This window comes from Arthrobacter wenxiniae (assembly GCF_013376105.1).
GTDB lineage: Bacteria > Actinomycetota > Actinomycetes > Actinomycetales > Micrococcaceae > Specibacter > Specibacter wenxiniae.
Map to the genome: position 1 here is coordinate 14,883 of NZ_JAAMFM010000006.1, position 24,320 is coordinate 39,202.

Here is a 24,320-nt window from a genome sequence, read left to right on the forward strand (position 1 = left end):
CGCGGAAACCAAAACCCCGGCTCTCGACAAGCTCGATCACCGGGGAATGCGGAGGGGGCGACGGGAATCGAACCCGCGTAATCAGTTTGGAAGACTGAGGCTTTACCATTAAGCTACGCCCCCGGAAATTCGCCTTGTCGGCTGAACAACTCCTCGATACTAGCAACGCACCCGGTCCCCCGCAAATCCACGGCGGGGCTTTAGGGGTGGCGCCAGGCCGGGCCAGATTGTGCATCCTCCAAGGTTTGCCCGTAGACTGTTCCGGGCACTACGGGGCGTAGCGTAGTGGCTAGCGCGCCTGCTTTGGGAGCAGGAGACCGCAGGTTCGAGTCCTGTCGCCCCGACTCAGCATAATCCGGTTCACGTTTGGTCAGTGACTGCCCATGTGCTGGTGCCTAACATCCACCAACAGACCATCAGGAGTACCACACTGTGAAGAGCGCTGTCGAAAACCTCACACCCACCCGGGTAAAGCTCAATGTTGAGGTTTCCTTTGAGGAATTGAAGCCCAGCATTGCCGAGGCTTACAAGACGATTGCCACACAGGTCCAGGTGCCTGGGTTCCGCAAGGGCAAGGTCCCCAACAAGCTGATCGACCAGCGCGTAGGCCGCGGCTATGTCCTCGAGACCGCCATCAACGAAGGCCTCAACGGCTGGTACCAGAGCGCTGTCACCGAAACCGGCATCAGCCCGCTGAGCCGCCCCGAGGTTGAGATCACCGAGGTCCCGGACCCCGCCGCCACCGACGGCGAGCTGAAGTTCCACGTCGAGCTCGACATCCGCCCCGAAATCGAGCTGCCCGACTACGCCGGCATCGAGGTCGAGGTTGAGGCACTCGAGGCCAGCGACGCCGACACCGACAAGGCCCTCGACGACCTCCGCGGCCGCTTCGGCACGCTCAAGACCGTTGACCGCCCCGCCGCCGACGGCGACTTCATCACCATCAACATCGTTGCCACGATCGACGGCGAAGAGGTTGACTCCGCGGCCGACCTCTCCTACCAGATCGGCGCCGGCAACATGCTCGAGGGCCTGGACGAGGCCGCGACCGGCCTCTCCGCCGGCGAGGAAGCCATCTTCGACACGAAGCTGGCCGGCGGCGACCACGCCGGCGAGGACGCACAGGTCACCGTCAAGGTCACCGCCGTCAAGGTCCGCGAGCTGCCCGAGGCCAACGACGACTTTGCCCAGCTGGCCAGCGAATTCGACACCATCGCCGAACTGCGCGAGGACCTGGCCAAGCAGGCCGCCGAGTCCAAGACAGTGGAGCAGGGCGTCGAGGCCCGGGACAAGGTCCTGGACAAGCTCCTGGAGCTCATCGAGGTCCCCGTCCCCGAGTCCGTGGTTGCCGAGCAGATCGAGCAGCACTTCAAGCCCGAGAACTCCCACGGCGAGGACCACGACACCGAGGAGCACCGCGCCGAGGTCAAGGAAAACACCGAGCGTGCCTTCCGCAACGAGATCATCCTCGACGCCATCGCCGACAAGGAGGAAATCGGTGTCAGCCAGGCCGAACTGATCGACTACATCGTCTCCTCCGCGGGCCAGTACGGCATGGACCCGAACCAGTTCGCGCAGATGCTTGACTCCTCCGGGCAGGTCAACATGATCGTGGGCGAAGTCCGCCGCCGCAAGGCCCTGGCCGCCGTGCTGGGCAAGGCTGCCGTGAAGGATTCCAAGGGCGACGTCGTTGACCTCACCGACTTTGTCTCCGTCGCCTCCGAGGAAGGCCCGGCCGGCGAGGACGAGGCCATCGAGCCGACCGCGGTCACCGACCCGGGCGAAGTCCGCCTCTAGGTTCCCCGGCCCGCCGGGCGCGCGTCCTCGCCGTTGCCGGCTCCCTCCACGGGGAGCCGGCAACGGTTTTTTCATGCCCTTTCCACGGCGTGCGCGGCAAAGCCGCCCGGGCGCCTGCAAACCGTGCGCCGTCAGCGAACAGCACTGTTTTGCGAAACAAAAGGCGCCCCAAAACGGCTACTGTCCAAGTAGTGAAGATTAGTGATGGCCCGCGTTGGGCCGGGCGTGGCGGTATCTGCCGGCACGGTCACGGACCAGCGGACCGCACGAAGGAGAGGTAAGTCCACCATGGCACAGCACAGCACACCGAACATGGCCGGGCCGGAATCGGCAGGCCAGGATACATACATCTACAACCGCCTGCTCAAAGAGCGCATCATCTGGCTCGGCTCGGAAGTGCGCGACGACAACGCCAACCTGATCTGCTCCCAGCTGCTCCTGCTCTCCGCCGAGGACCCGGAGAAGGACATCTACCTCTACATCAACTCCCCCGGCGGGTCCGTCACCGCGGGCATGGCGATCTACGACACGATGGAGTTCATCCCCAACGACGTCGTCACCGTCGCCACCGGGCTGGCGGCCTCGATGGGACAGTTCCTCCTCTCCTCCGGCACCAAGGGCAAGCGGTACGCGACGCCCAACGCGCGCATCCTCATGCACCAGCCTTCCGGCGGCATTGGCGGAACGGCGTCGGACATCAAGATCCAGGCGGAACTGATCCTGCACATGAAGAAGGTCATGGCTGAACTGACGGCCGAGCAGACCGGGCAGACGGTGGAGAAGATTCTCAAGGACAATGACCGCGACAAGTGGTTCACGGCCGAGGAAGCGCTCCAATACGGCTTCTTCGACAAGATCAGCCGGCACGCGGGCACGGTCGCCGGCGGCGGCGGAACCAACGCGAACTAACCGGCCAAAGAACTACTTCCAGGAGCACAACAGACATGACTTACAACTTTGGCGGTTCGGCCTTTGGCAGCACTGCCGGCAATCTTCCCACCAGCCGCTATGTCCTCCCGCAGTTTGAGGAGCGCACGCCCTACGGCTTCAAGCGCCAGGACCCCTACACCAAGCTGTTTGAGGACCGCATCATCTTCCTGGGCGTCCAGGTCGACGACGCCTCCGCCGACGACGTCATGGCGCAGCTGCTGGTGCTTGAGGCGGACGACACCGACCGCGACATCACGCTGTACATCAACTCGCCCGGCGGATCGTTCACGGCCATGACGGCCATCTACGACACCATGCAGTTCATCCGCCCCGAGATCCAGACGGTGTGCCTGGGCCAGGCGGCGTCCGCCGCCGCCGTGCTGCTCGCCGCCGGCGCCCCCGGCAAGCGCCTGGCGCTGCCCAATGCCCGCGTGCTGATCCACCAGCCGGCCCTTTCCGGCGGCCAGGGCGGGCAGGCCTCCGACCTGGAAATCCAGGCCAACGAGGTCATGCGCATGCGCGAATGGCTGGAGAACACGCTCTCGGACCACTCGGGCCGCACGCCGGAGCAGGTCAGCAACGACATCGAGCGCGACAACATCCTTACCGCGGCGCAGGCCAAGGAGTACGGCCTGATTGACGAGGTGCTGGAGCCGCGCAAGATCAAGCCGGCGGCCATCGCGCGCTGATCCACCACCCGCCGGGCCGGAGCCAAAAACTGCTCCGTCCCGGCGAGTGCCTTCCACCCTTTGTCAGCCCCTTGCCTTAGAGTGGAAGCGTACGCAAGGCAGGGCAGCCACGGCTGCCGAACTCGTAACAACCAATGGCAGCGGCGCACGCCGATGCCATTGCCGGAAGGACGCACACATGGCCAGAATGGGCGAAAGCACCGACCTGCTGAAGTGTTCCTTCTGTGGCAAAAGCCAGAAGCAGGTCCGCAAGCTCATTGCGGGCCCGGGCGTGTACATTTGCGACGAATGCATCGAACTGTGCAACGAGATCATCGACGAGGAGCTGGCCGAGGTGGCCGAGCTGGACGCCTTTGAGCTGCCCAAGCCGCGGGAGATCTTCGACTTTCTGCAGGAATACGTCATCGGCCAGGAACCGGCCAAGCGATCCCTCGCCGTGGCCGTGTACAACCACTACAAGCGCATCCAGTCCGGCCACGCCGTCAAGTCCACCACCCTGGCCGGCGCCGTCCACGATGAAGTGGAAATCGCCAAGTCCAACATTCTGCTGGTCGGCCCCACCGGCTGCGGCAAGACCTACCTGGCCCAGACACTGGCCCGCCGCCTCAACGTGCCCTTCGCAGTCGCCGACGCCACGGCGCTCACCGAGGCGGGCTACGTGGGCGAGGACGTGGAAAACATCCTGCTCAAGCTCATCCAGGCCGCCGACTTTGATGTCAAGAAGGCCGAACAGGGCATCATCTACATCGACGAGATCGACAAAATCTCGCGCAAGTCCGAGAACCCCTCCATCACCCGCGACGTCTCGGGGGAGGGCGTGCAGCAGGCGCTGCTGAAAATCCTCGAGGGCACTGTTGCGTCCGTCCCGCCGCAGGGCGGGCGCAAGCACCCGCATCAGGAGTTCATCCAGATCGACACGACCAACGTCCTGTTCATCGTGGCCGGCGCCTTTGCCGGCCTCGAGGACATCATTGGTTCGCGTGCCGGCAAGAAGGGCATTGGCTTTGGTGCCCCGCTGAGCGCGCTCAAGCAGTCCGAGGCGACCTACGCGGACGTCATGCCCGAGGACCTGCTGAAGTTCGGCCTGATCCCCGAATTCATCGGCCGCCTGCCCGTCATCACCACCGTGACGCAGCTGGACCGCACCGCGCTCATCCAGATCCTCACAGAACCGAAGAACGCCCTCGTCAAGCAGTACCAAAAGATGTTCACCCTCGACGGCGTCGACCTTGAGTTTGAGGAGGACGCCCTCGCCGCCATCGCCGACCAGGCCCTGGCCCGGGGGACCGGCGCCCGCGGGTTGCGCGCCATCCTGGAAGAGGTCCTGCAGCCGGTCATGTTCGACCTCCCCAGCCGCGAGGACATCTCCACGGCGGTCATCACAGCCGACGCCGTCAACAAGCTGGCCGAGCCCAACCTGATCCCGCACGAGGTTGTGGCCAAGCGCAGGAACAAGTCCGCCTGATCCGCTGTTGCGTCTAATGGGCGTGTAATTCGCGCAATACCGTCAGCCGAACTGAGGAGACCACCTTGTCTGATATCGCAGTGCCCGAAAAGGCCGATTTCTGGTTTGACCCGGCCTGCCCCTTTGCCTGGGCCACGTCCCGGTGGATCGGTGAGGTGGAGAAGGTCCGCAACATCAAGGTCGACTGGCATGTGATGAGTCTTGCCGTGCTCAATGAAGGCCGAGACGAACTCCCGGCCGACTACCGGGCATTCCTGGACACCGCATGGGGCCCCGTGCGCGTGCTCATCGCCGCCGCGCAACTGCATGGCAGCGAGGTCGTCAAGCCGCTCTACGACGCCATGGGCACCCACATCCACTACGACGGCGACAAGGACATGGACAACGTCATCGCCAAGTCCCTTGCCGAGGCCGGACTGCCGGCAGAGCTGGCGGCCGCCGCAACCTCCACGGAGTACGACGCGGCCCTGCGCGCCAGCCACGAGGAGGGCATCAGCCGCGTGGGCCAGGACGTGGGCACACCCATCGTCGCGTTCAACGGCACCGCCTTCTTCGGCCCGGTCATTACCCGCATTCCGCGCGGCGAGGAGGCGGGCAGGCTCTGGGACGCAACCGTCACCCTGGCCGGCTTCCCGTACTTCTTCGAGATCAAGCGCACCCGCACGGAGAACCCGCAGTTCGGGTAAATTCAGTGATCGAGGGCCGGGGCGGCAACAGTCAAGACTGTTGCTGGCCCGGCCCTTGTTTTTGCCCGCCAACAGGCGCATACTTTTTCTTACCCAATCCTTCGGGAGAGGGGATGGACACCAGAGATCCAGTGACAGAACCGGAAGAAACATCGACAAACCGCCCCTGGCGGCAGACTCGTGGAAACAAAGGAACTGGGAGCCGGTGACGCGGCCAAAGCACTGAAAAGCAATGGAGTCCAGCAGACCGTCGAACGTCACCCGGCGGCCGAAAGCCGAAGCCCCACCGACGGCAAAATGCCGATGGGGCTTCCCCTTTGTCCAAGAGTGGCCCAACCCCGTTCATCATCTTTTCACGTGCGGGTTTCCCCGGATCCGGGCCCCGGCCACCTCTGCCGGACACGCTGAAGGCGTGAAGATTGCCATAGTTGCTGAATCGTTCCTGCCGGACATGAACGGGGTCACCCATTCCCTGCTGAAAATCCTTCAACACTTGAAGCAACGAGGCGACGAAGTCCTGGTCATCGCCCCGTCCACGAACGGAAACGCCCCCGCTGTCGTTGAGGGCGCCAGGATCGTGAGGCTGCCTGCCGTACCGGTCACGGGGTACCGCAACGTCCGCGTCGCCGTGGGCGGGGTGGCCCGCGTCAAGGCCATGCTGGCCGCTTTCAACCCGGACATTGTCCACCTTGCCTCCCCGTTCGTCCTGGGGTGGCGCGGGGTACGCGCCGCCCAGCAGCTGGACCTGCCCACCGTGGCCGTCTACCAGACCGACGTCCCCGGCTATGCCGCCAAGTACGGCATGCCGTTTCTGGAAAACTGGGCGTGGACGCGGGTGGAACGGATCCACATGGCCGCCACCCGCACACTTGCCCCGTCCACGGGTGCCATCGACCAGCTGCGGGGCCACGGCATCCCGCGCGTCGACTTGTGGCGCCGCGGCGTGGACACGGGCCGCTTCCACCCGTCCAGGCGGAATGACGCATTCCGGCGCCTCGTGGCACCCCGCGGCGAAAAGGTGATCGGCTACGTGGGCCGGCTCGCGCTGGAAAAGCAGGTGGGGGACCTTGCGGCCCTTGCGAACATCCCCCGCACGCGCCTGGTGGTGGTGGGCGACGGACCCCAGCGCCAGGCGCTGGAGGGCGCCCTCCCCGATGCGCACTTCACGGGCTTCCTGGCCGGGGAGAAGCTGGCCGCCGCCATGGCCTCCCTGGACCTTTTTGTTCACCCCGGCGAGCTGGAAACCTTCTGCCAGACCATCCAGGAGGCCATGGCGTCCGGCGTGCCGGTGGTGGCCACCGGCCGCGGCGGCCCCGTCGATCTGGTGGACTCTTCGCGCACCGGCTGGCTCTACCAGCCCGGCGAGCTGTCCGAACTGCGCGGCTACGTGGAGGACCTGGTGGGCGACGACGCGAAGCGGGCCGCCTTCGGTGCGGCGGCCCACTCCGCGGTCCAGGGCCGCACGTGGGCCGTGGTGTGCGAGCGGCTCATGGAACTCTACAACGACACCATTGCCGACCACGCCCGCCAGGGCGCCGGCCTGAGAGGAATCAAGTGAAAGTTTCCGTCGTTGGCTGCGGCTACCTGGGCGCTGTCCATGCCGCAGCCCTCGCCTCCCTGGGACACCACGTCACGGGCCTGGACACCGACGCCGCCAAGGTGGGGCGGCTGGCCCGGGCCGAAGCCCCCTTTCATGAACCCGGGCTGCCGGCGCTGCTGCGGGATGGCACCGCGTCCGGCCGGCTCGCGTTCACCACCGATCCCGCCCGGCTCGCCGGCGCCCGCGTCCACTTCATCTGCGTGGGCACGCCCCAGGCCAAGGCCGGCAACGGTGCCGACCTTGGCCAGCTGCGCCGGGCCGTCGAAGCGCTGCGCCCGCACCTGGCGCCGGGGGACCTCGTGGTGGGCAAGTCCACGGTCCCGGTCGGCACGGCCGAAGGCGTGGAGGCCCTCCTCGCCGGGACGGGGGCCGTGCTGGCCTGGAATCCGGAATTCCTGCGCCAGGGGACTGCCGTGGCGGACTCCCTGATGCCGGACCGCCTGGTCTACGGCCTGCCCGAAGGCGACGGCCGCCGGGCTGCCCGTGAGCTGCTCGACGCCGTCTACGCGCCACTGCTGGAGCGCGGCACCCCGTGCGTCGCCACCAATTTCGCGACGGCCGAACTCATCAAGGTGGCGGCCAACGCCTTCCTGGCCCTCAAGCTCTCCTTCGTCAACGCCGTCGGTGAGCTGTGCGAGCAGGTGGGGGCCGACGTCGTCGAACTTGCCGGGGCACTGGGGCACGACGCCCGCATCGGCAGCCGGTACCTGCAGGCCGGCGTGGGGTTTGGCGGCGGCTGCCTGCCCAAGGACCTGCGGTCATTCCGGGCACAGGCGCAGGAGCGCGGCGTGCAGTCACTTGACGAGCTGCTCTCGCTCGTGGACGGCATCAACGCCGCTGCCCGGGGCCGCGCCGCCGAGGCCGCGGCGGCCATGTGCGGCGGGGAGGTGCGCGGGCGCCGGATCACCGTCCTGGGAGCGGCGTTCAAGCCCCACACGGACGACACCCGTGACTCGCCGGCGTTGGACATCGCCCTGCAGCTGGCCGCCAAGGGCGCGCTGGTCACAGTCAGCGACCCGCAGGCGGCCGGCCACGCCTGGCTGGCGCACCCCCAACTTTCATTCCAGGCGGACGCCATGGACGCCCTGCGGGGGGCCGAGCTGACCATGCTGCTGACCGAGTGGCCGGAGTTCACGGGCCTGGACCCGGTGGCGGTGGCCGCCGTGGTGGACCGGGCGGCCGTGCTCGACGGGCGCAACGCCCTGGATGCCGGCGCCTGGCGCGCCGCCGGCTGGGCGTATCGCGGGATCGGGCAGGGGAGCGGGCGGCCCGTGGGGGCGGCCCGGACGGCGGCCTGATCAGCGGGGAACGGATGAGGTACGTGGCGCTCGGGGACTCGTTCACCGAGGGGGTGGGCGACCCCAGCAAGCACCTGCCCAACGGAGTGCGCGGCTGGGCCGACCGCGTTGCCGAGGGACTGGCCCGCAACCAGCCCGGCTGGGAGTACGCCAACCTGGCCATCCGGAGCAAGCGACTGCGCCACATAGCGGCCGAACAGCTGGGGCCCGCCGTTGCCATGGAGCCGAGCCTCGTCACGCTTTACGCGGGCGGCAACGACATCATGGACATCGGCACGCGCGTCGCGGACATCCTGTCCCAGTACGAGGCGCTTGTGGACGGCCTGGCCGCCACCGGCGCCCAGCTGCTGCTTTTCACCGGCTATGACGTTGAGGTCTCCGCGGTCCTGTCCCCGCTGCGGCGCAAGAACCACCTGTACAACGACGGCGTCCGGCGCATCGCCGCCCGGCACGGCGCCGTGGTGGTCGACTTCGCCACCTTTGAGGCGTACCGGAACCCGCGCTTCTGGTGTCCGGACCGCCTGCACATGTCCACGGCCGGGCACAAGTTCATGGCCGGACAGGTGCTGGACCTGCTCGGCGTGCCCCACGGCATCGCACCCAAGCACAAAAAACAACAGCCCGCCCCCACCTGGAAGCAGTGGGGACGGGACCAATACAGGTGGACCGCGGACTGGGTGCTGCCCATGTTCGCCCGCAAGCTGCGCGGGGTGACCCTGGGCGACGCGCTAGCCCCGCGCTGGCCCGAGCCCGTCCGCGTCCCCCCGCGGAAGGGCCTGAAGAAGCTGGCCCGGAAGGCCCAGCCCCACCATCGCCTCCCGTGAGGTTGGGGATTTTCCCCACGCCCTCCCGCCACTCGCAAGCTCGGGGCCGGGATCAGGCCTGGACGGGCTCCTCGGCCGGCGCCAGCACGACGTCGGACACGGTGAGTTCGCCGGCGCCCTCGGCCACCGTGATTTCCACGGCGTTGGCGGCGGCCTTGAGGTCGCCAAGGCCGGTCCGCAGCTGTGCGGCCTTGGCCGCGTCTGCCGTGACGGTGGCGGAGAGCACCTGGGTGCGCTGCTTGACCTTGGCCTCGGACTTGGCCTTGCGGATGCCGCCCAGGGCGTCGCCGACGGTGGCCAGCATGGTGGTGTCGCCATCGTTCACTTCCACGGCGGCGGGCCACGGTGCCCGGTGGACGGAGCCGGTGCGCCACCAGCTCCAGACCTCCTCCGTCGCGAACGGCAGGAACGGCGCGAACAGGCGCAGCAGGGAATCCAGTGTGGTGGCCAGGGCGGCCAGCACTGAGACCTGGCCTTCCTCGCCGCCGGCACCGTAGGCGCGGTCCTTGATCAGCTCCACGTAGTCGTCCGTGAAATGCCAGAAGAAGCTCTCAGTGGCCTGCAGCGCCTTGGCGTAGTCGTACTTCTCAAAGGCGGCCGTGGACTTGCGGACGACGTCGGCCAGCAGGGCCAGGAGCGCGCGGTCCAGCGCGTTGGTGGCCACGGCCGTGTCGCCCGTGAGAACGTTGGCTTCCGTGGCGCCGAGGTTGAGCACGAACTTGGAGGCGTTGAGCAGCTTGATGGCCAGGCGGCGGCCGATCTTCATCTGCGCAATCTCGTAGGCGGTGTCGGCGCCGAGCTTGGCGGAGGCGGCCCAGTAGCGGACGGCGTCGGCGCCATAGTCGTTGAGCACGTCGGTGGGGACCACCACGTTGCCCTTGGACTTGGACATCTTCTTGCGGTCCGGGTCCAGGATCCAGCCGGAGATGGCGGCATGCTTCCACGGGGCGCTGCCCTGCAGGGCGTCGGCGCGCACGGCGGAGGAGAAAAGCCAGGTGCGGATGATGTCGTGGGCCTGCGGGCGCAGGTCGAACGGGTAGACCTTGGCGAACAGGTCATCGTCCACGCTCCAGCCGCCCACGATCTGCGGGGTCAGGGACGAGGTGGCCCAGGTGTCCAGGACGTCGGCGTCGCCGACGAAGCCGCCGGGCGCGTTCCGCTGGTCCTCCGTGTAGCCGGGGGCGGCGTCCGCGGCCGGGTCAACCGGCAGCATTTCGCTGGTCGGCAGGATGGGGTGGTCGTAGACCGGGTTGGCATCCGCGTCCAGCGGGTACCAGACGGGCACCGGCACGCCGAAGAAGCGCTGGCGGGAGACCAGCCAGTCGCCGTTCAGTCCGGAGATCCAGTTGTCGTAGCGCGAGCGCATGAACGCCGGGTGGAACTCGATTTCGCGGCCGCGGTTGATCAGGCGTTCGCGGCGGTCCCCGTCGCGGCCGCCGTTGCGGATGTACCACTGGCGGGAGGTGACCACCTCCAGCGGCTTGTCCCCCTTTTCAAAGAAGTTGACCGGGTGCATGATCTTCTTCGGCTCGCCGTCCAGCAGCTGCGCCGCGGCCAGCAGCTCGACCACGCCTTCCTTGGCGCCGAAGACGGTCTTGCCGGCGATGGCCGCGTAGTTGGCGCGGCCTTCCTCGGTGGTGATCCACTCCGGGGTGTCCGCGACGATCCGGCCGTCGCGGCCCACAATGGCGCGGGTGGGCAGCTGGAGCTCGCGCCACCAGGTGACGTCGGTCAGGTCGCCGAAGGTGCAGACCATGGCGATGCCGGAGCCCTTGTCCGCCTTGGCCAGCGGGTGGGCGCGCACCTCAACCTCGACGCCGAACAGCGGCGAGGTGACCTTCCTGCCGAACAGCGGCTGGTAGCGCTCGTCGTCCGGATTGGCCACAAGTGCGGCGCAGGCGGGCAGCAGTTCGGGGCGCGTGGTCTCGATGTAGACCTTGGTGCCGTCCTCGGCGAAGAAGGGGTAGCGGTAGTAGGCGCCGGCCACCTCGCGGTCCTCGAGCTCGGCCTGGGCCACGGCCGTGCGGAAGGTGACGTCCCACAGGGTGGGCGCCTCCGCCATGTAGGCGTCGCCTGCGGCCAGATTCTCCAGGAAGCCGCGCTGCGACACAGCACGGGAATGGCCGTCGATGGTGCGGTAGGTAAGGTTCCAGTCAACGGACAGTCCCAGCGTCTGGAACAGGTTTTCAAAGACCTTCTCATCCTCCACGGCCAGCTCCTCGCAGAGCTCGATGAAGTTCCGGCGCGAGACGACGTCGAAGTCGCGCTGGTTCTTGGCCGGGGACACGGGAGGGCGGTAGCCGGCGTCGTACTGGATCTTCGGGTCGCAACGGACGCCGTAATAGTTCTGGACGCGGCGCTCGGTGGGCAGGCCGTTGTCGTCCCAGCCCATCGGGTAGAAGACGTTCTTGCCGTTCATGCGCTGGAAGCGGGCCAGCACGTCCGTCTGCGTGTAGGAGAACATGTGTCCCACGTGCAGGGACCCGGAGGCCGTGGGCGGGGGAGTGTCGATGGAGTACACCTGCTCCCGGGTGGTCTCACGGTCAAAGCTGTAGGTGCCCTCCTCAAGCCAGCGCCTGGTCAGCGAGGCCTCCAGGCCCTCCAGCGCGGGCTTGTCGGGAACGAAACTTGCGGGGGTTGCGGGCGTGTCTGTGCCCGGAGTGTTTTCAGCCATGCGCCAATTCTTTCATGAGTTGCCTGCCACGTCCGGCACGGCGAAGCTGCGCACCGTGGCGAGGCAACGGTGCGCCACTTCTGAAGTGGCGCACCGTGGCGAGGCAATGGTGCGCCGGCCCAGGGGGAATTCCCCGGGGCTATGATGCGGATATGGGCACGATGCGGATTTTGCGGGTGTATGAGGAACCTGGCCCGGACGAATACCGGATCCTGGTGGACCGGCTCTGGCCGCGCGGGATCAGGAAGGACCGCGTGGACGTGTGGCTCAAGGACGCCGGGCCCAGCACCGAGGTGCGCAATGCGTTCGGCCACGTCCCGGAACATTTCGCCGCATTCGTCAAGGACTACCGCGCCGAACTGGCCACAAACCCGGCTGTGGACGAGATCCGCGCGCTGGCGAAGGAGCACGAGAAGGTGGTGCTGCTCTACAGCGCCAAGGACCACCGGCAGAACCAGGCGGCCGTGCTGCTGGACTTCCTCAACGGCGTGGACACGCCCGGCGCGTAGGCGGCCCCATGGCGGACGGGCTAAATTGGTGCCATGACCGAAAACACCGCCGCCCCGATCCACCACGCCGTCGTCACAGGTGCCAGCACCGGCATCGGCGAGGCCACCGTCCGCGCCCTCCGCAAGGCCGGCTGGCAGGTGGTGGCCGTGGCGCGCCGTGCCGCACGCCTTGAGAAGCTCGCCGCGGAGACGGGGGCCCTGGCTTTCGCGGCGGACGTTTCCAAGGACGGCGACGTTGCCTCCCTGCTTGCCTTCGTCTCCGAAAACGGCGGCCTGGACACGTTGATCAACGTGGCAGGAGGGGCCCGCGGCGCGGACCGCATCGGCGCCTCCAACAACGACGACTGGGAGTGGATGTTCCAGGCCAACGTCATGGGCACCATGAAAATGACACGGGCGTTTCTGCCCACCCTCCGCGAGCACCGCGCCGGCACCGTGCTGAACCTGACTTCCACGGCCGGACTGTCCGCCTACGAGGGCGGCGCCGGCTACAACGCGGCCAAGTTCGCCCAGCACGCCCTGACCAACGCGCTGCGCCTGGAAGAGGTGGAAAACAACCTCCGCGTGATCGAGGTGGCCCCGGGCCTGGTCCAGACCGAGGAATTCGCGCTCAACCGGCTCGGCGGCGACAAGGAGGCTGCCGACAAGGTCTACCAGGGCGTGGCGGAACCCCTCACGGCAGCTGACGTGGCGGATGTGGTGGCGTACGCCGTCGGGCTTCCCCACCACATCAACTTGGACCAGGTGGTGGTGCGCCCCGTGGCGCAGGCGGCCAACCACAAGCTGGTCCGCCGGTAGCCGCCCCCACCCAGGGATGCGCGCGGTGCGCCCCACCGCACGCATCCCGTATCATGGAGGACAAAGCTGCGACCCGGCCATCACCGGTGAGCTCCCGGAAGAACGTGCCCCGCAGGCAGAGCCAGCGGGCGCCAGTAGAACCGGGCGGGTACGCCCGTCACAGCAGTCAACAAGCGGCCGCGCCCTGGCCACAAAACCAGGGGTCGGCAAGCGAGGTGGTACCGCGGCGCAAGCCGTCCTTGCATCCGGCAACTGCACTACCACCACCAGGATGATGTGATGACCCATTTCCCGAAGGCTTCCGCCGCCGGCCGCCCCGCCGGCTCCAACCATGTGCCCGCATCCGTGCGCTTCCCGGCCGTGGAAGAACTGGTGCTCAAATACTGGGCGGAGGACGGCACCTTCCAGGCGAGCATCGACCAGCGGGAGGCCGGGCAGGACGGCTCCAACGAGTTCGTCTTCTACGACGGACCGCCATTCGCCAACGGCCTGCCGCACTACGGCCACCTGCTGACCGGCTACGCCAAGGACCTGGTGGCCCGCTACCAGACGCAGCGCGGACGCCGTGTGGAGCGCCGCTTCGGCTGGGACACGCACGGGCTGCCCGCCGAGCTGGAGGCCATGAAGCAGCTGGGGATGACGGACAAGAAGCAGATCGAGGCCATGGGCATCGACAAGTTCAACGACGCCTGCCGCTCCTCCGTCATGAAGTACGCCGGCGAATGGCAGGAGTACGTCACCCGCCAGGCACGCTGGGTGGACTTCGACAACGACTACAAGACGCTCAACGTCGAGTACATGGAATCCGTGCTCTGGGCGTTCAAGCAGCTGCACGAGAAGGGCCTGACGTACAACGGCTACCGCGTGCTGCCCTACTGCTGGAAGGACGAAACCCCGCTCTCCAACCACGAGCTACGCATGGACGATGACGTCTACAAGGACCGCCAGGACCAGACGGTCACCGTCACCTTCCCGATCCTGGCCGGCGAGTCCCCCCTCTCACAGGAGCTGGCCGGCACGTCCGCCATCGCCTGGACCACCACGCCCTGGACCCTGCCCACCAACCAGGCCCTCGCCGTCGGGCCCGACGTGAGCTATGTCGTGGTCCCTGTCGGGCCCAACGGGTCCTCCGCGGTCTCGACAACCCCGACCTCCGAGAAGTTCCTGCTGGCCTCGGACCTGGTGGGGGCCTACGCCAAGGACCTGGGGTACGACGACGGCGCTGCCGCGGCGGAAGCGGTCACCGCCACGTACACGGGCTCCGAGCTGGAAGGGCTGAAATACGAGCCCCTGTGGGATTACTTCGCCGACGATGAAAAGTACGGCACGGCCAAGTCCTGGCAGTTCCTCCTGGCCGACTACGTCACGACCACCGACGGAACCGGCATTGTCCACCAGGCTCCCGCCTACGGTGAGGAGGACCAGAAGGTTTGCGAGCAGTACGGCATCCCCGTGGTCCTGTCCGTGGACGAGGGTGCGAAGTTCCTGCCCCTGTTTGAAGGCGGGCCGCTCAACGACATCGCCGGAGTGCAGGTCTTTGACGCGAACAAGACGATCACCCGCGTGATCCGCGACGCCGGCCGGCTGGTCCGCCAGGCCAGCTACGTCCACAGCTACCCGCACTGCTGGCGGTGCCGCACGCCCCTGATCTACCGCGCCATCTCCTCCTGGTACGTGGAGGTGACAAAGTTCAAGGACCGCATGTCCGAGCTGAACCAGGACATCAATTGGATCCCCGGCAACGTCAAGGACGGCCAGTTTGGCAAGTGGCTGGCCAACGCCCGCGACTGGTCGATCAGCCGCAACCGCTACTGGGGCAGTCCCATCCCGGTATGGCAGTCCGACGACCCCGAATACCCGCGTACCGACGTGTACGGCTCCCTCGCCGAGATGGAGTCCGACTTTGGCCGGCTGCCGCTGAACAAGGCCGGCGAAGTGGACCTGCACCGCCCGTTCATCGATGAGCTGACCCGCCCCAACCCGGACGACCCGAGCGGCAGGTCCACCATGCGCCGCGTGGAGGACGTGCTGGACGTCTGGTTCGACTCCGGCTCCATGCCGTACGGCCAGGTGCACTACCCCTTCGAGAATGAAGACTGGTTCAACACCCACAACCCGGCGGACTTCATTGTCGAGTACATCGGGCAGACACGCGGCTGGTTCTACATGCTGCACATCCTCTCCACCGCCCTTTTTGACCGCCCCGCGTTCCGGAACGTCATCAGTCACGGCATCGTCCTGGGCTCCGACGGGCAGAAGATGTCCAAGTCCCTGCGCAACTATCCGGACGTCTCCGAGGTGCTGGACCGCGACGGCTCCGATGCGATGCGCTGGTTCCTGATGTCCAGCCCCATCCTGCGCGGCGGCAACCTGGTGGTCACCGAGCAGGGCATCCGCGACGGCGTCCGCCAGGTCATCCTGCCGCTGTGGAACGTGTACAGCTTCTTCACGCTGTACGCCAACACGGCCAACGGCGGCGCCGGATACGACGCCAAGCTGCGCTTTGACGGCTACACCGACACCATGGACGAGTACCTGCTTGCCAACACCGGGGACCTGGTCCGCCAGATGGGCGCCAGGCTGGACGCCTACGACGTCTCCGGCGCCTGCGACGCCCTGCGAAGCTACCTGGACATGCTGACCAACTGGTACGTGCGCCGCAGCCGCAACCGCTTCTTCGATGAGAGCACGGACGCCTTCGACGCGCTCTACACCGCCCTGGAAGCCGTGTGCCGCTCGGCCGCCCCGCTGCTGCCGCTGGTCACCGAGGAGATCTGGCGCGGCCTGACCGGAGGCCGCTCCGTGCACCTGACCGACTGGCCCAACGCGGACCTGTTTGTGCCCAGCCCCGCCCTCGTGGAGCAGATGGACCGCGTCCAGCAGATCTGCTCCACCGGCTCCAGCCTGCGCAAGGCCGCCAAGCTGCGCGTGCGGCTGCCGCTGGCCGGGCTCACCGTGGTGGCCCCCAACGCGGCGGCGCTCGACGGCGGCGCGGATGTGGTGGCCGACGAGCTGAACATCCGCGCCGTGCGGTTTGTGGATTCCGCCGACGCCTCCCCGGAGGAGTTCGGCATCTCACAAAAGCTGGTGGTCAATGCCCGCGCGGCCGGCCCGCGCCTGGGCAAGGACGTCCAGCGGGCCATCAAGGGCGCCAAGTCCGGCGACTGGTCCGAAGTTGACGGCGTGGTCACCGCCGGCGGCCTGGTCCTTGAACCGTCCGAGTACTCGCTGGAGACAGTGGTTGCCGACGCGCACGACGGCGGATCCACCGCGGTTGCGATGCTGCCGGGCGGGGGGTTCGTGGTGCTCAACACCGAGGTCACGGCCGAACTCGAGGCCGAGGGCACCGCCCGGGACATGGTCCGCGCCATCCAGCAGGCCCGCAAGGACGCCGAGCTGCATGTCAGCGACCGCATCCGCACCATCATCCAGGCCCCGCAGGAAGTGGTGGACGCCCTCCACGCCAATGCGGAGCTCGTCAAAAAGGAAACGCTGACCCTGGAACTGGAACTGGTTCCCGGCGACGTCGACACCACCATCACTGTTGAACGGACTGTTGCCCCGTGAGCCATGAACACGACGAATTCTCCGTGGAGAGCGTCTACGCCGAACTGCTGGGCCGCGCCCCCGAAAACAAGATGGAGCCGCGCCTGGCGCCCCTGTTCCGGGCCATGGACATCCTCGGGGAACCCAACAAGGCGTTCCCGATCATCCACATCACCGGCACCAATGGCAAGACGTCCACGGCCCGCATGATCGAATCCGGGCTGCTGGCCCACGGCCTGCGCACCGGCCGCTACACCAGCCCGCACCTGAGCCGGGTCACCGAGCGCATCAGCATCGATGGCGCCCCCGTCCCCGACGGGACCTTTGTGCGGATCTGGGACGAGATCCGGCCCTACCTGCAGATGGTCGACGCCGAACTCGAGTCGGCGGGTGAACAGCGCCTGACCTACTTCGAGTGCCTGACCATCCTGGCCTATGCCATCTTCGCCGACGAGCCCGTGGACGTGGCCGTGCTGGAAGTGGGCCTGGGCGGCATCACCGACGCCACCAACGTGGGCGACGGCCAGGTGGCCGTCCTCACGCCCATCTCCCTGGACCACACCGAACTGCTGGGGGAGACCACCGGACTCATTGCGGAGGAGAAGGCGGGCATCATCAAGGAAGGCGCCTTCGTGGTCAGCGCCGTCCAGCCCGTGGACGCTGCCCAGGTCATCCTGGACCGGGCCCGGGAAATGCACGCCGCGTTCAGGTTCGAAGGCGTCGAGTTCGGCGTGGAATCGCGCACCATCGCCGTGGGCGGCCAGATGGTCACCCTGCAGGGCCTGGCCGGGCGCTACCCGGACATCCTGCTGCCGCTGCACGGCGCGCACCAGGCAGGGAACGCCGCCGTCGCCCTTGCGGCCCTGGAGGCGTTCCTGGGCGGGGGAGAGAAGGAATTGAACCTGGAATTGGTCCGGGAAGGCTTCGGCAACGCGACCTCGCCCGGGCGCCTGGAAGTGCTGCGCACCTCGCCCACGATTGTGGTCGACGCGGCGCACAACCCCGCGGGGATCGCCGTCAGCGCCACCGCCCTGCAGGAGGCGTTCGCCTTCAGCAAGCTCGTGGTGGTGCTCGGCGTCCTGCAGGAGAAGGACGCCGAGGACATCCTGCGCACGCTGAAGGAATCCTATGGTGACGAGGCCGCTGAAATCTGCCTCACGCAGTCCAGCTCGCCGCGGGCCATCCCCGCCGCGGAACTGGCCGAGATGGCCGTGGACCTTGGCTGGAACGAAGAGGACGTCCACATTGCCGAGAAGCTCGACGACGCCATCGAATGGGCCGTGGAACGGGCCGAATCCAACAACGACCTCGCCGGCGGCGTGCTGATCACCGGCTCCATCACCGTGGTGGGCGAGGCCCGCATACTGCTGGGCCGTCCCGGCGAAAGGGAAGGTGCCTAAGGCATGGCGCGACTGACCAAGGCGCAGCGTGAATGGCGCCCCGGGATGCCAAAAAAGCTGCGCTCCACCAAGACCATGTTCGCCTCCACCGTCCTGGTGCTCGAGGCATTCGTGGCGCTGTTCCTGGGCCTGGGGCTCTATGGCGTGCACGGCAGGAACCCGGCCTACCTGGTGGTGGCCGGCGTGCTGGCCCTGCTCATGGTGGCCGCCTGCGCCTTCATGGGCAGGAAGTGGGGGCCGGCGTTTGGCTGGGTCCTGCAGCTGCTGCTGATTGCCGGCGGCTTCTGGGAAGCTTCCATGTTTGTGGTCGGCATCCTCTTCGCCATCGCCTGGTGGTACGGGCTCCACACCGGCGGGCGCATCGACCGGGAAAACAGGGCGCGCGCCCGCCAGCAGGAGGAATGGGACGCCGCCCACCCGGACGCCGCGGACTAGCGCCACCGGAAGCCGGCTCCCGGGGCCCACAGTTGTTGCCCCGCCGATGTCCGAAGTCCGTCACCAGCCGCCGCCGGCCCGGGGTCGACGCGTTCCGGTCAGCCTTCGGCGCCGGCTGCGCGCGGCCCCGCAGGGCGGCCTCCCGCACGGCCCGCGGGATGGCCTTCCACCGCCGTGACGGAGCTCCGGGACGGCCTGGTCCTCGCGGACCCAGTAAGCTGGTTGGGGCCCTGCCGCCACGCAGGCGCCCGGCGACTTTCCGCAACTGCCCCAAATCGCAAGGAGAATCTGTGAGCATCGAGCGCACCCTCGTCCTGGTCAAGCCCGACGGCGTGTCCCGCAACCTCTCCGGCGCCGTCCTGGCCCGGATCGAAGCCAAGGGCTACACGCTGGCCGAACTGAAGAAGGTCGACGCAACCCGTGAGCAGCTCGAGCAGCACTACGCCGAGCACGCGGGCAAGCCCTTCTACGAGCCGCTGGTCGAGTTCATGCTGTCCGGCCCCGTGGTGGCCGCAATCTTTGAAGGTGACCGCGTGGTCGAGGGCTTCCGCGCCCTGGCCGGCACCACCGACCCCACGACGGCAGCCCCCGGCACCATCCGCGGCGACTTTGGCCGGGACTGGGGGCTGAAGGTCCAGCAGAACCTGGTTCACGGCTCCGACTCCGTGGAGTCGGCCGAGCGCGAGATCGGCATCTGGTTCGCCTGAGCGGATGGCGGCCCAGACGCCGCCCAGCCAGGCAAAAGCGAAAGGGCACCCCCGCCGGGAGGTGCCCTTTCGGCGTCGAACGTCATTTCCGCCCGGGGCCGCTAGGCGTTGGAGGGGATGATCAGCGCCATGAACTTGAAAAAGATGGCCGCAATGACGCCGAGGTAGGCCAGGCCCACGATGACCCACGCCCAGTCGGCCGCGAACTTGGCGACGGCGGGCGCGGCCGGGATGACCCTGTGCTTCAGGTTGCGGACCGTGGTCCAGACAAAGAGCGGGATCATCATGGACCACACCACCATGCAGTAGGGGCACAGGATCGCCAGCACGTACACGGCCTGCGTGAAGAACCAGCAGATCAGCGCCATGCCAAGCGTGATGCCCACCTGAAGCCCGAGCCAGTACCAGCGCCTGAGCTCGGCCCCGGCCAGCAGCGCCACGCCCGTGGTGATGACCACCGCGAACGCCACGAGGCCGATAAACGGGTTGGGGAAGCCGAAAATGGCCGCCTGGGACGTCTTCATGACATCGCCGCAGGAAATCCAGGAATTGATGTCGCAGCTGATCTGGGCATCAGGGTTGGTGTACAGCTCCAGGCGCTCCAGCACCAGCGTGGCCGACGCAATCCACGCCACGGCCCCGGCAATGACCAGAAGCCAGCCGAAGGGTCTGGCCCGGACCAGGACGGGCAGGGCGGCGTCGGCGGGTCGCACGGAAACACTCTGGCGTGGCATCGTGGCCTTTTCTGTGGGGAAGGGGCGATTGTTGTCCTGATTCTAGCGTGGCAAACTTGGCGCGCCGTCCCCGGTGAGGCACCGGCAACGGCCGCGTATGAGACAATGAAGGTGGCTGATCGGCGATCCACATGCGCCCTTCGGTCCAATGGCAGGCCCTTGGGATTGCCGGTGACGACGCTCCATTCCATGGAAGCCATCCACCGGGCAGCCCCTCGCAGGCCAAATGCGGAAGCGGCCGGCCATTGGCTTCCTGCGAGCTTGCGCACCCGTATAAAGGTGGTGCCGCCGAAGGGGGCAATTAGACGACTTCCGCCGGCGCCCGCGGGTGCCGGCACATCTGCCGTTCGCGGCACCCGATGTGGGGGTGCGGCAACGGTGCGAAAGTAACGCCACAAATGGATAATGAAAAGCCCGCAACAGAATCAGCCGCAACACGTGCAGGCAAGGCCGCAGCAGCGGACGCCTCCACCGGAAGCACTCTTGACGGCACGACTGAAAGTACGACGCCGGTACCCGCCAAGGTGCGCCGCCCACGCCGCGCGACCGCCAAGGTAACCGACACCTCCGCTGCGGCCGCTGCCGGCGCCGGCACGGGGACACCCTCCGCTGGGACTGAAGCCGTGGAGGCTGCCGCCCCGGCCAAGAAGGCTCCCGTGCGGCGCAGCCGCGCCAAGAAGATGGAGGCGGACGAGGCCCCGAACCTGCTGGACGGACTCCCCGGCGCTGCTGCCGAGCCGTCGTCGGCGGCATCGGGGGCGGCCCCGGCTGCATCGGCCACCGGCCCGACGACGGCGCCCGCCAAGCGGGCCCCCCGACGCCGCGCCACGTCGCCCGTCACGGCCCCGGCTGCCGGAGCAGTCCAGGGCGAGCTCTCCCTAGACCCCGCCACCGCTGCGCCGGCGGCCGCCACGCAAGCCGCCGCTTCCGCTCCGGAAACCGCCGTTCCGGAATCCGCCGCCGCGCAAGCAGCCCCCGCCAGGAAGGCGCCTGCCCGCCGCAGCCGCGCCAAGGCCGGCGCGCCGGCCGATGCTGAACCCGCCCAGGGTGCCCCCGCGCCAGGGGCCCCCGCCCAGGATGCAGCCGCCGGCGAACCGGCGGCCGATGCCGCCGCCGTTGCCGCCGCCCCCAAGACCGCGCGCGGCCGTCGCAAGCCCGCAGCGTCGAGCACGTCCGCATCGAAGGCCTCGGCCCAGGCTGGGGTCGCGGCGGCTGGGGAAGCCGCCGCCGGCGCGGTCGTGCCGGCGTCCGCGGGGGACACGGAAGCGCCGGGCACTTCACCGGCCGCCGTGGCGGCACTTGAAACCTCTGGCAGCGCCGCGGCGGCGGCAGAAGGGGACGTGGCCGCCGTCGTACCGGCAACCGGTGCCGCGGCCGGCACCGACGCTGCCGCCGGGCAGCTGTTCCAGGCGCCCGGCGCCGGAATCTCGGCCCTGTTCCTTGCCCCCGACCTCAGCCTGGCCGTGCCGATCCCGGCCGCAGCACACACAGACGGGGAGCCGGACACAGGCGACGACGAGGAAGCCGGCGAGAACCGGCGCGGCCGCGGCCGCAACCGCAACCGCCGCAACAGGGCCTCGGAGTCCGGCGAGCACTCGGCCGCCGATGCGCACGACGACGAATCAGGGCCAGAGGATGAATCCGAAGGGGTCACCTCCCGGCGCCGGCGCCGCCGCCGCCGCGGAGAGGCCGACCTGGAACTGACCGGCGGCACCGACGAGGACCCGCCCAACACGGTGACCAAGGTGCGCGCGCCGCGGGCGCCGGTGGAGTCGTCGCAGAGCGCGTCCAACCGCGTGACCAGCCTGCGCGGATCCACCCGCCTCGAGGCCAAGAAGCAGCGCCGGCGGGACTCCCGCGACTCCGGCCGCCGCCGCACCGTCATCACCGAGGCCGAGTTCCTGGCCCGCCGCGAGTCCGTGGACCGTGTCATGGTGGTCCGCCAGCATGATGAGCGGATCCAGATAGGCGTGCTCGAGGACGGCATCCTGGCCGAGCACTTTGTGTCCAAGACCCAGCAGGACTCGCTGATCGGCAACGTCTACCTGGGCAGGGTCCAGAACGTGCTGCCGAGCATGGAAGCCGCCTTCGTCGACATTGGCCGCGGCCGCAACGCCGTCCTCTATGCCGGCGAAGTGGACTGGGACGGCGCCAACCTCAACGGCCAGCCGCGCCGCATCGAGAACGCGCTCAAATCGGGCGACTCCGTCCTGGTGCAGGTCTCCAAGGACCCGGTGGGCCACAAGGGCGCCCGGCTGACCAGCCAGATCTCCCTGCCCGGCCGTTACCTGGTGTATGTGCCCGGCGGCTCAATGACCGGAATCTCGCGCAAGCTGCCCGACGTCGAACGCAACCGCCTCAAGCGCGTCCTGAAGGACCACCTGCCGGAAAGTGCGGGTGTCATTGTGCGCACCGCCGCCGAGGGGGCCAGCGAGGAGGAGCTCACCAACGACATCAACCGGCTGCGCGCCCAGTGGGAAGGCATCAGCACCCGTGCCGCGTCCTCCAAGACGCTCGCACCCGAGATGCTGTACGCGGAGCCGGACCTCACGATCAAGGTGGTCCGCGACGTCTTCAATGAGGACTTCACCAAGCTGATCGTTTCCGGCGAGGAGGCCTGGGACACCATCGAGGCCTACGTGACCTACGTGGCACCGGACCTGTTGGACCGCCTGGAAAAGTGGACCGCGCCCGAGGACATCTTTGGCGCCCACCGCATCGACGAGCAAATCTCCAAGGCCCTGGAACGGAAGGTGTTCCTGCCCTCCGGCGGTTCCCTGGTGATTGACCGCACCGAGGCCATGACCGTGGTGGACGTCAACACCGGAAAGTTCACCGGATCCGGCGGCAACCTGGAGGAAACCGTCACCAAGAACAATCTGGAAGCCGCCGAGGAAGTGGTGCGGCAACTGCGCCTGCGCGACATCGGCGGCATCATCGTCATCGACTTCATCGACATGGTCCTTGAATCCAACCGCGACCTGGTGCTCCGCCGCCTGGTGGAGTGCCTGGGCCGCGACCGGACCAAGCACCAGGTGGCGGAGGTCACCAGCCTGGGCCTGGTGCAAATGACGCGCAAGCGCATGGGCACCGGCCTGCTGGAAGTGTTTGGCGAGCAGTGCGAGGCCTGCGCCGGCCGCGGCATGGTCACCCACGAGATCCCCGTGGAGCACCGCCGCGTCCACACCGTGGCTGCCGAGCAGCACCACCCGCAGCCGGGCCGGAGCGACCACCGCGAGGGAGAACGCACCGCGAACCGCTCCACCCGCAGCGAACGCAAGCGCAACCGCAACCGCCCCCAGAGCCAGGACGGCGACCACCAGGACGGCCACGAGCACATCGAGGCACCGGTTGCCGACGAGGCCACCGAGGCGGAGCGGCTGCACAAGGCAACGCAGGCGCGTGCCGCACTCGCCAGCATTGCCGCCGCCGCCGCGGCCGCGCACCACGAGGCGCCGGCGGGCCAGGCGCCGGCGGGCCAGTCCGGAACGGCGGGCCAGGCCGGAACGGCCGTGACCGCCGCTGCCGCGGAGGATGTTGAGACTGTCGAGGTGGAGTCCCTGCCCACCACGCTGGGCGAAAGTGCCATCCTGACGCTGGGCGGCGAGGCCGTGGCCCTGCCGCGCGGCCACCACCACGACGACGCCGCGCACCGCGCCGAGCAGGCCGCGGCGCTGGCCGGCCTGGCACAGGCCCTGGACCAGCTGACGGGCCCGCAGGAAGGCACCCACGACACGCCCCCGGCCGAGCAGGGCGGCCACCACGAGGCCACGGGCCGCGGACGGTCCCGCCGTCCGCGCCGGAACCGCAGCGCCCGCAGCGCACAGGGCGGGGCGGACATGGGCGTTGACACCTCTGAGACGGCCGCGGGCCAGGGTGGCGCACCGCACAGCAGCGCCGCCCGGCCGGCCGCGAAGCCGGAGGCCGGGTCCGCCAAGGAAGCCGCGCCGATCATCATGCTCGGCGTCGGCGTTCCCGCCTCGGAGCTCTAGCCCCGCCTCAACTGGCCCGCGGCAGTGGCTGGCATGTCAACGGTTTCGTTGAAATTGCCGCCACTGCCGCAGGCGAGTTTTCGTTAAGGGCAGCACGCGGCGTTAGGGTGGGGAGCGACACGGGGTGCCTGGCCAGGAGGGCCGGCTGAGAAAACACCCGTTGAACCTGTCCGGCTAGCACCGGCGAAGGGATGTCCTCTTGCCCAGCACCATTGACACCACGGCCCTTGACACCA

The 24,320-nt window shown here is 68.1% G+C and carries 17 protein-coding genes, 2 tRNA genes and 1 riboswitch; of the genes, 16 read left to right on the forward strand and 3 right to left on the reverse strand.

Annotation, left to right across the window (positions count from 1 at the left end; all coding sequences use genetic code 11):
• Positions 1-52 precede the first annotated feature (52 nt).
• A tRNA-Gly gene (locus G6034_RS06135) sits at positions 53-123 on the reverse strand.
• 148 nt (positions 124-271) lie between these two features.
• Between G6034_RS06135 and G6034_RS06140 the strand changes: the two genes are divergently transcribed.
• From G6034_RS06140 to G6034_RS06180, 9 genes are all read left to right on the forward strand, one after another.
• A tRNA-Pro gene (locus G6034_RS06140) sits at positions 272-344 on the forward strand.
• 88 nt (positions 345-432) lie between these two features.
• Positions 433-1,797 (forward strand): trigger factor, encoded by a 1,365-nt coding sequence (gene tig / locus G6034_RS06145; RefSeq protein WP_176634232.1) that lies wholly within the window; start codon positions 433-435, stop codon positions 1,795-1,797.
• 288 nt (positions 1,798-2,085) lie between these two features.
• The gene (locus G6034_RS06150; protein WP_176634233.1) at positions 2,086-2,706 is read left to right on the forward strand and encodes an ATP-dependent Clp protease proteolytic subunit; all 621 of its coding nucleotides are present in this window, start codon (positions 2,086-2,088) and stop codon (positions 2,704-2,706) included.
• Positions 2,707-2,741: 35 nt separating this feature from the next.
• Positions 2,742-3,416 carry an ATP-dependent Clp protease proteolytic subunit gene (locus G6034_RS06155; RefSeq protein ID WP_113718079.1) on the forward strand — a complete coding sequence of 225 codons (675 nt, stop codon included), beginning with the start codon at positions 2,742-2,744 and terminating at the stop codon, positions 3,414-3,416.
• Positions 3,417-3,594: 178 nt separating this feature from the next.
• Complete coding sequence (gene clpX, locus G6034_RS06160; protein ID WP_176634234.1) at positions 3,595-4,881, forward strand: ATP-dependent Clp protease ATP-binding subunit ClpX; 1,287 nt, start codon at positions 3,595-3,597, stop codon at positions 4,879-4,881.
• A gap of 65 nt (positions 4,882-4,946) precedes the next feature.
• Complete coding sequence (locus G6034_RS06165) at positions 4,947-5,567, forward strand: mycothiol-dependent nitroreductase Rv2466c family protein (RefSeq protein ID WP_176634235.1); 621 nt, start codon at positions 4,947-4,949, stop codon at positions 5,565-5,567.
• A gap of 412 nt (positions 5,568-5,979) precedes the next feature.
• Complete coding sequence (locus tag G6034_RS06170; protein ID WP_176634236.1) at positions 5,980-7,125, forward strand: glycosyltransferase; 1,146 nt, start codon at positions 5,980-5,982, stop codon at positions 7,123-7,125.
• On the forward strand, positions 7,122-8,465 hold the full coding sequence (locus G6034_RS06175; RefSeq protein WP_176634237.1) for a nucleotide sugar dehydrogenase: 1,344 nt from the start codon (positions 7,122-7,124) through the stop codon (positions 8,463-8,465). Before G6034_RS06170 ends, G6034_RS06175 begins: the two co-directional genes overlap by 4 nt.
• A 14-nt stretch (positions 8,466-8,479) precedes the next feature.
• Positions 8,480-9,289, forward strand: coding sequence for an SGNH/GDSL hydrolase family protein (locus G6034_RS06180; protein WP_176634238.1), 810 nt, complete (start codon positions 8,480-8,482; stop codon positions 9,287-9,289).
• 52 nt (positions 9,290-9,341) lie between these two features.
• Here G6034_RS06180 and valS read toward each other — a convergent pair whose 3' ends face one another.
• Positions 9,342-11,963, reverse strand: coding sequence for a valine--tRNA ligase (gene valS / locus G6034_RS06185; protein WP_176634239.1), 2,622 nt, complete (start codon positions 11,961-11,963; stop codon positions 9,342-9,344).
• A 152-nt stretch (positions 11,964-12,115) separates the two neighbouring features.
• Between valS and G6034_RS06190 the strand changes: the two genes are divergently transcribed.
• From G6034_RS06190 to ndk, 6 genes are all read left to right on the forward strand, one after another.
• On the forward strand, positions 12,116-12,472 hold the full coding sequence (locus G6034_RS06190; RefSeq protein WP_176634240.1) for a DUF488 domain-containing protein: 357 nt from the start codon (positions 12,116-12,118) through the stop codon (positions 12,470-12,472).
• A gap of 33 nt (positions 12,473-12,505) precedes the next feature.
• Complete coding sequence (locus tag G6034_RS06195) at positions 12,506-13,270, forward strand: SDR family oxidoreductase (RefSeq protein ID WP_176634241.1); 765 nt, start codon at positions 12,506-12,508, stop codon at positions 13,268-13,270.
• A gap of 279 nt (positions 13,271-13,549) precedes the next feature.
• Complete coding sequence (gene ileS, locus G6034_RS06200) at positions 13,550-16,837, forward strand: isoleucine--tRNA ligase (RefSeq protein WP_176634242.1); 3,288 nt, start codon at positions 13,550-13,552, stop codon at positions 16,835-16,837.
• Entirely contained in the window at positions 16,834-18,216 is a 1,383-nt protein-coding gene (locus G6034_RS06205) for a bifunctional folylpolyglutamate synthase/dihydrofolate synthase (RefSeq protein ID WP_343037954.1), read from the forward strand. Before ileS ends, G6034_RS06205 begins: the two co-directional genes overlap by 4 nt.
• Before the next feature lie 3 nt (positions 18,217-18,219).
• A complete protein-coding gene (locus G6034_RS06210) occupies positions 18,220-18,651 on the forward strand; it encodes a DUF4233 domain-containing protein (RefSeq protein WP_176634243.1) in 432 nt (143 codons plus the stop codon).
• 290 nt (positions 18,652-18,941) lie between these two features.
• Positions 18,942-19,358 carry a nucleoside-diphosphate kinase gene (gene ndk / locus G6034_RS06215; RefSeq protein ID WP_176634244.1) on the forward strand — a complete coding sequence of 139 codons (417 nt, stop codon included), beginning with the start codon at positions 18,942-18,944 and terminating at the stop codon, positions 19,356-19,358.
• A 101-nt stretch (positions 19,359-19,459) separates the two neighbouring features.
• Here ndk and G6034_RS06220 read toward each other — a convergent pair whose 3' ends face one another.
• On the reverse strand, positions 19,460-20,092 hold the full coding sequence (locus tag G6034_RS06220; protein WP_176634245.1) for a vitamin K epoxide reductase family protein: 633 nt from the start codon (positions 20,090-20,092) through the stop codon (positions 19,460-19,462).
• A 398-nt stretch (positions 20,093-20,490) separates the two neighbouring features.
• Here G6034_RS06220 and G6034_RS06225 point away from each other — a divergent pair, with 398 nt between their 5' ends.
• Positions 20,491-24,084, forward strand: a complete 3,594-nt coding sequence (locus G6034_RS06225) for an Rne/Rng family ribonuclease (RefSeq protein WP_246295352.1) — start codon at positions 20,491-20,493, stop codon at positions 24,082-24,084.
• A 110-nt stretch (positions 24,085-24,194) separates the two neighbouring features.
• A riboswitch (TPP riboswitch) is annotated at positions 24,195-24,293 on the forward strand.
• Positions 24,294-24,320 lie beyond the last annotated feature (27 nt).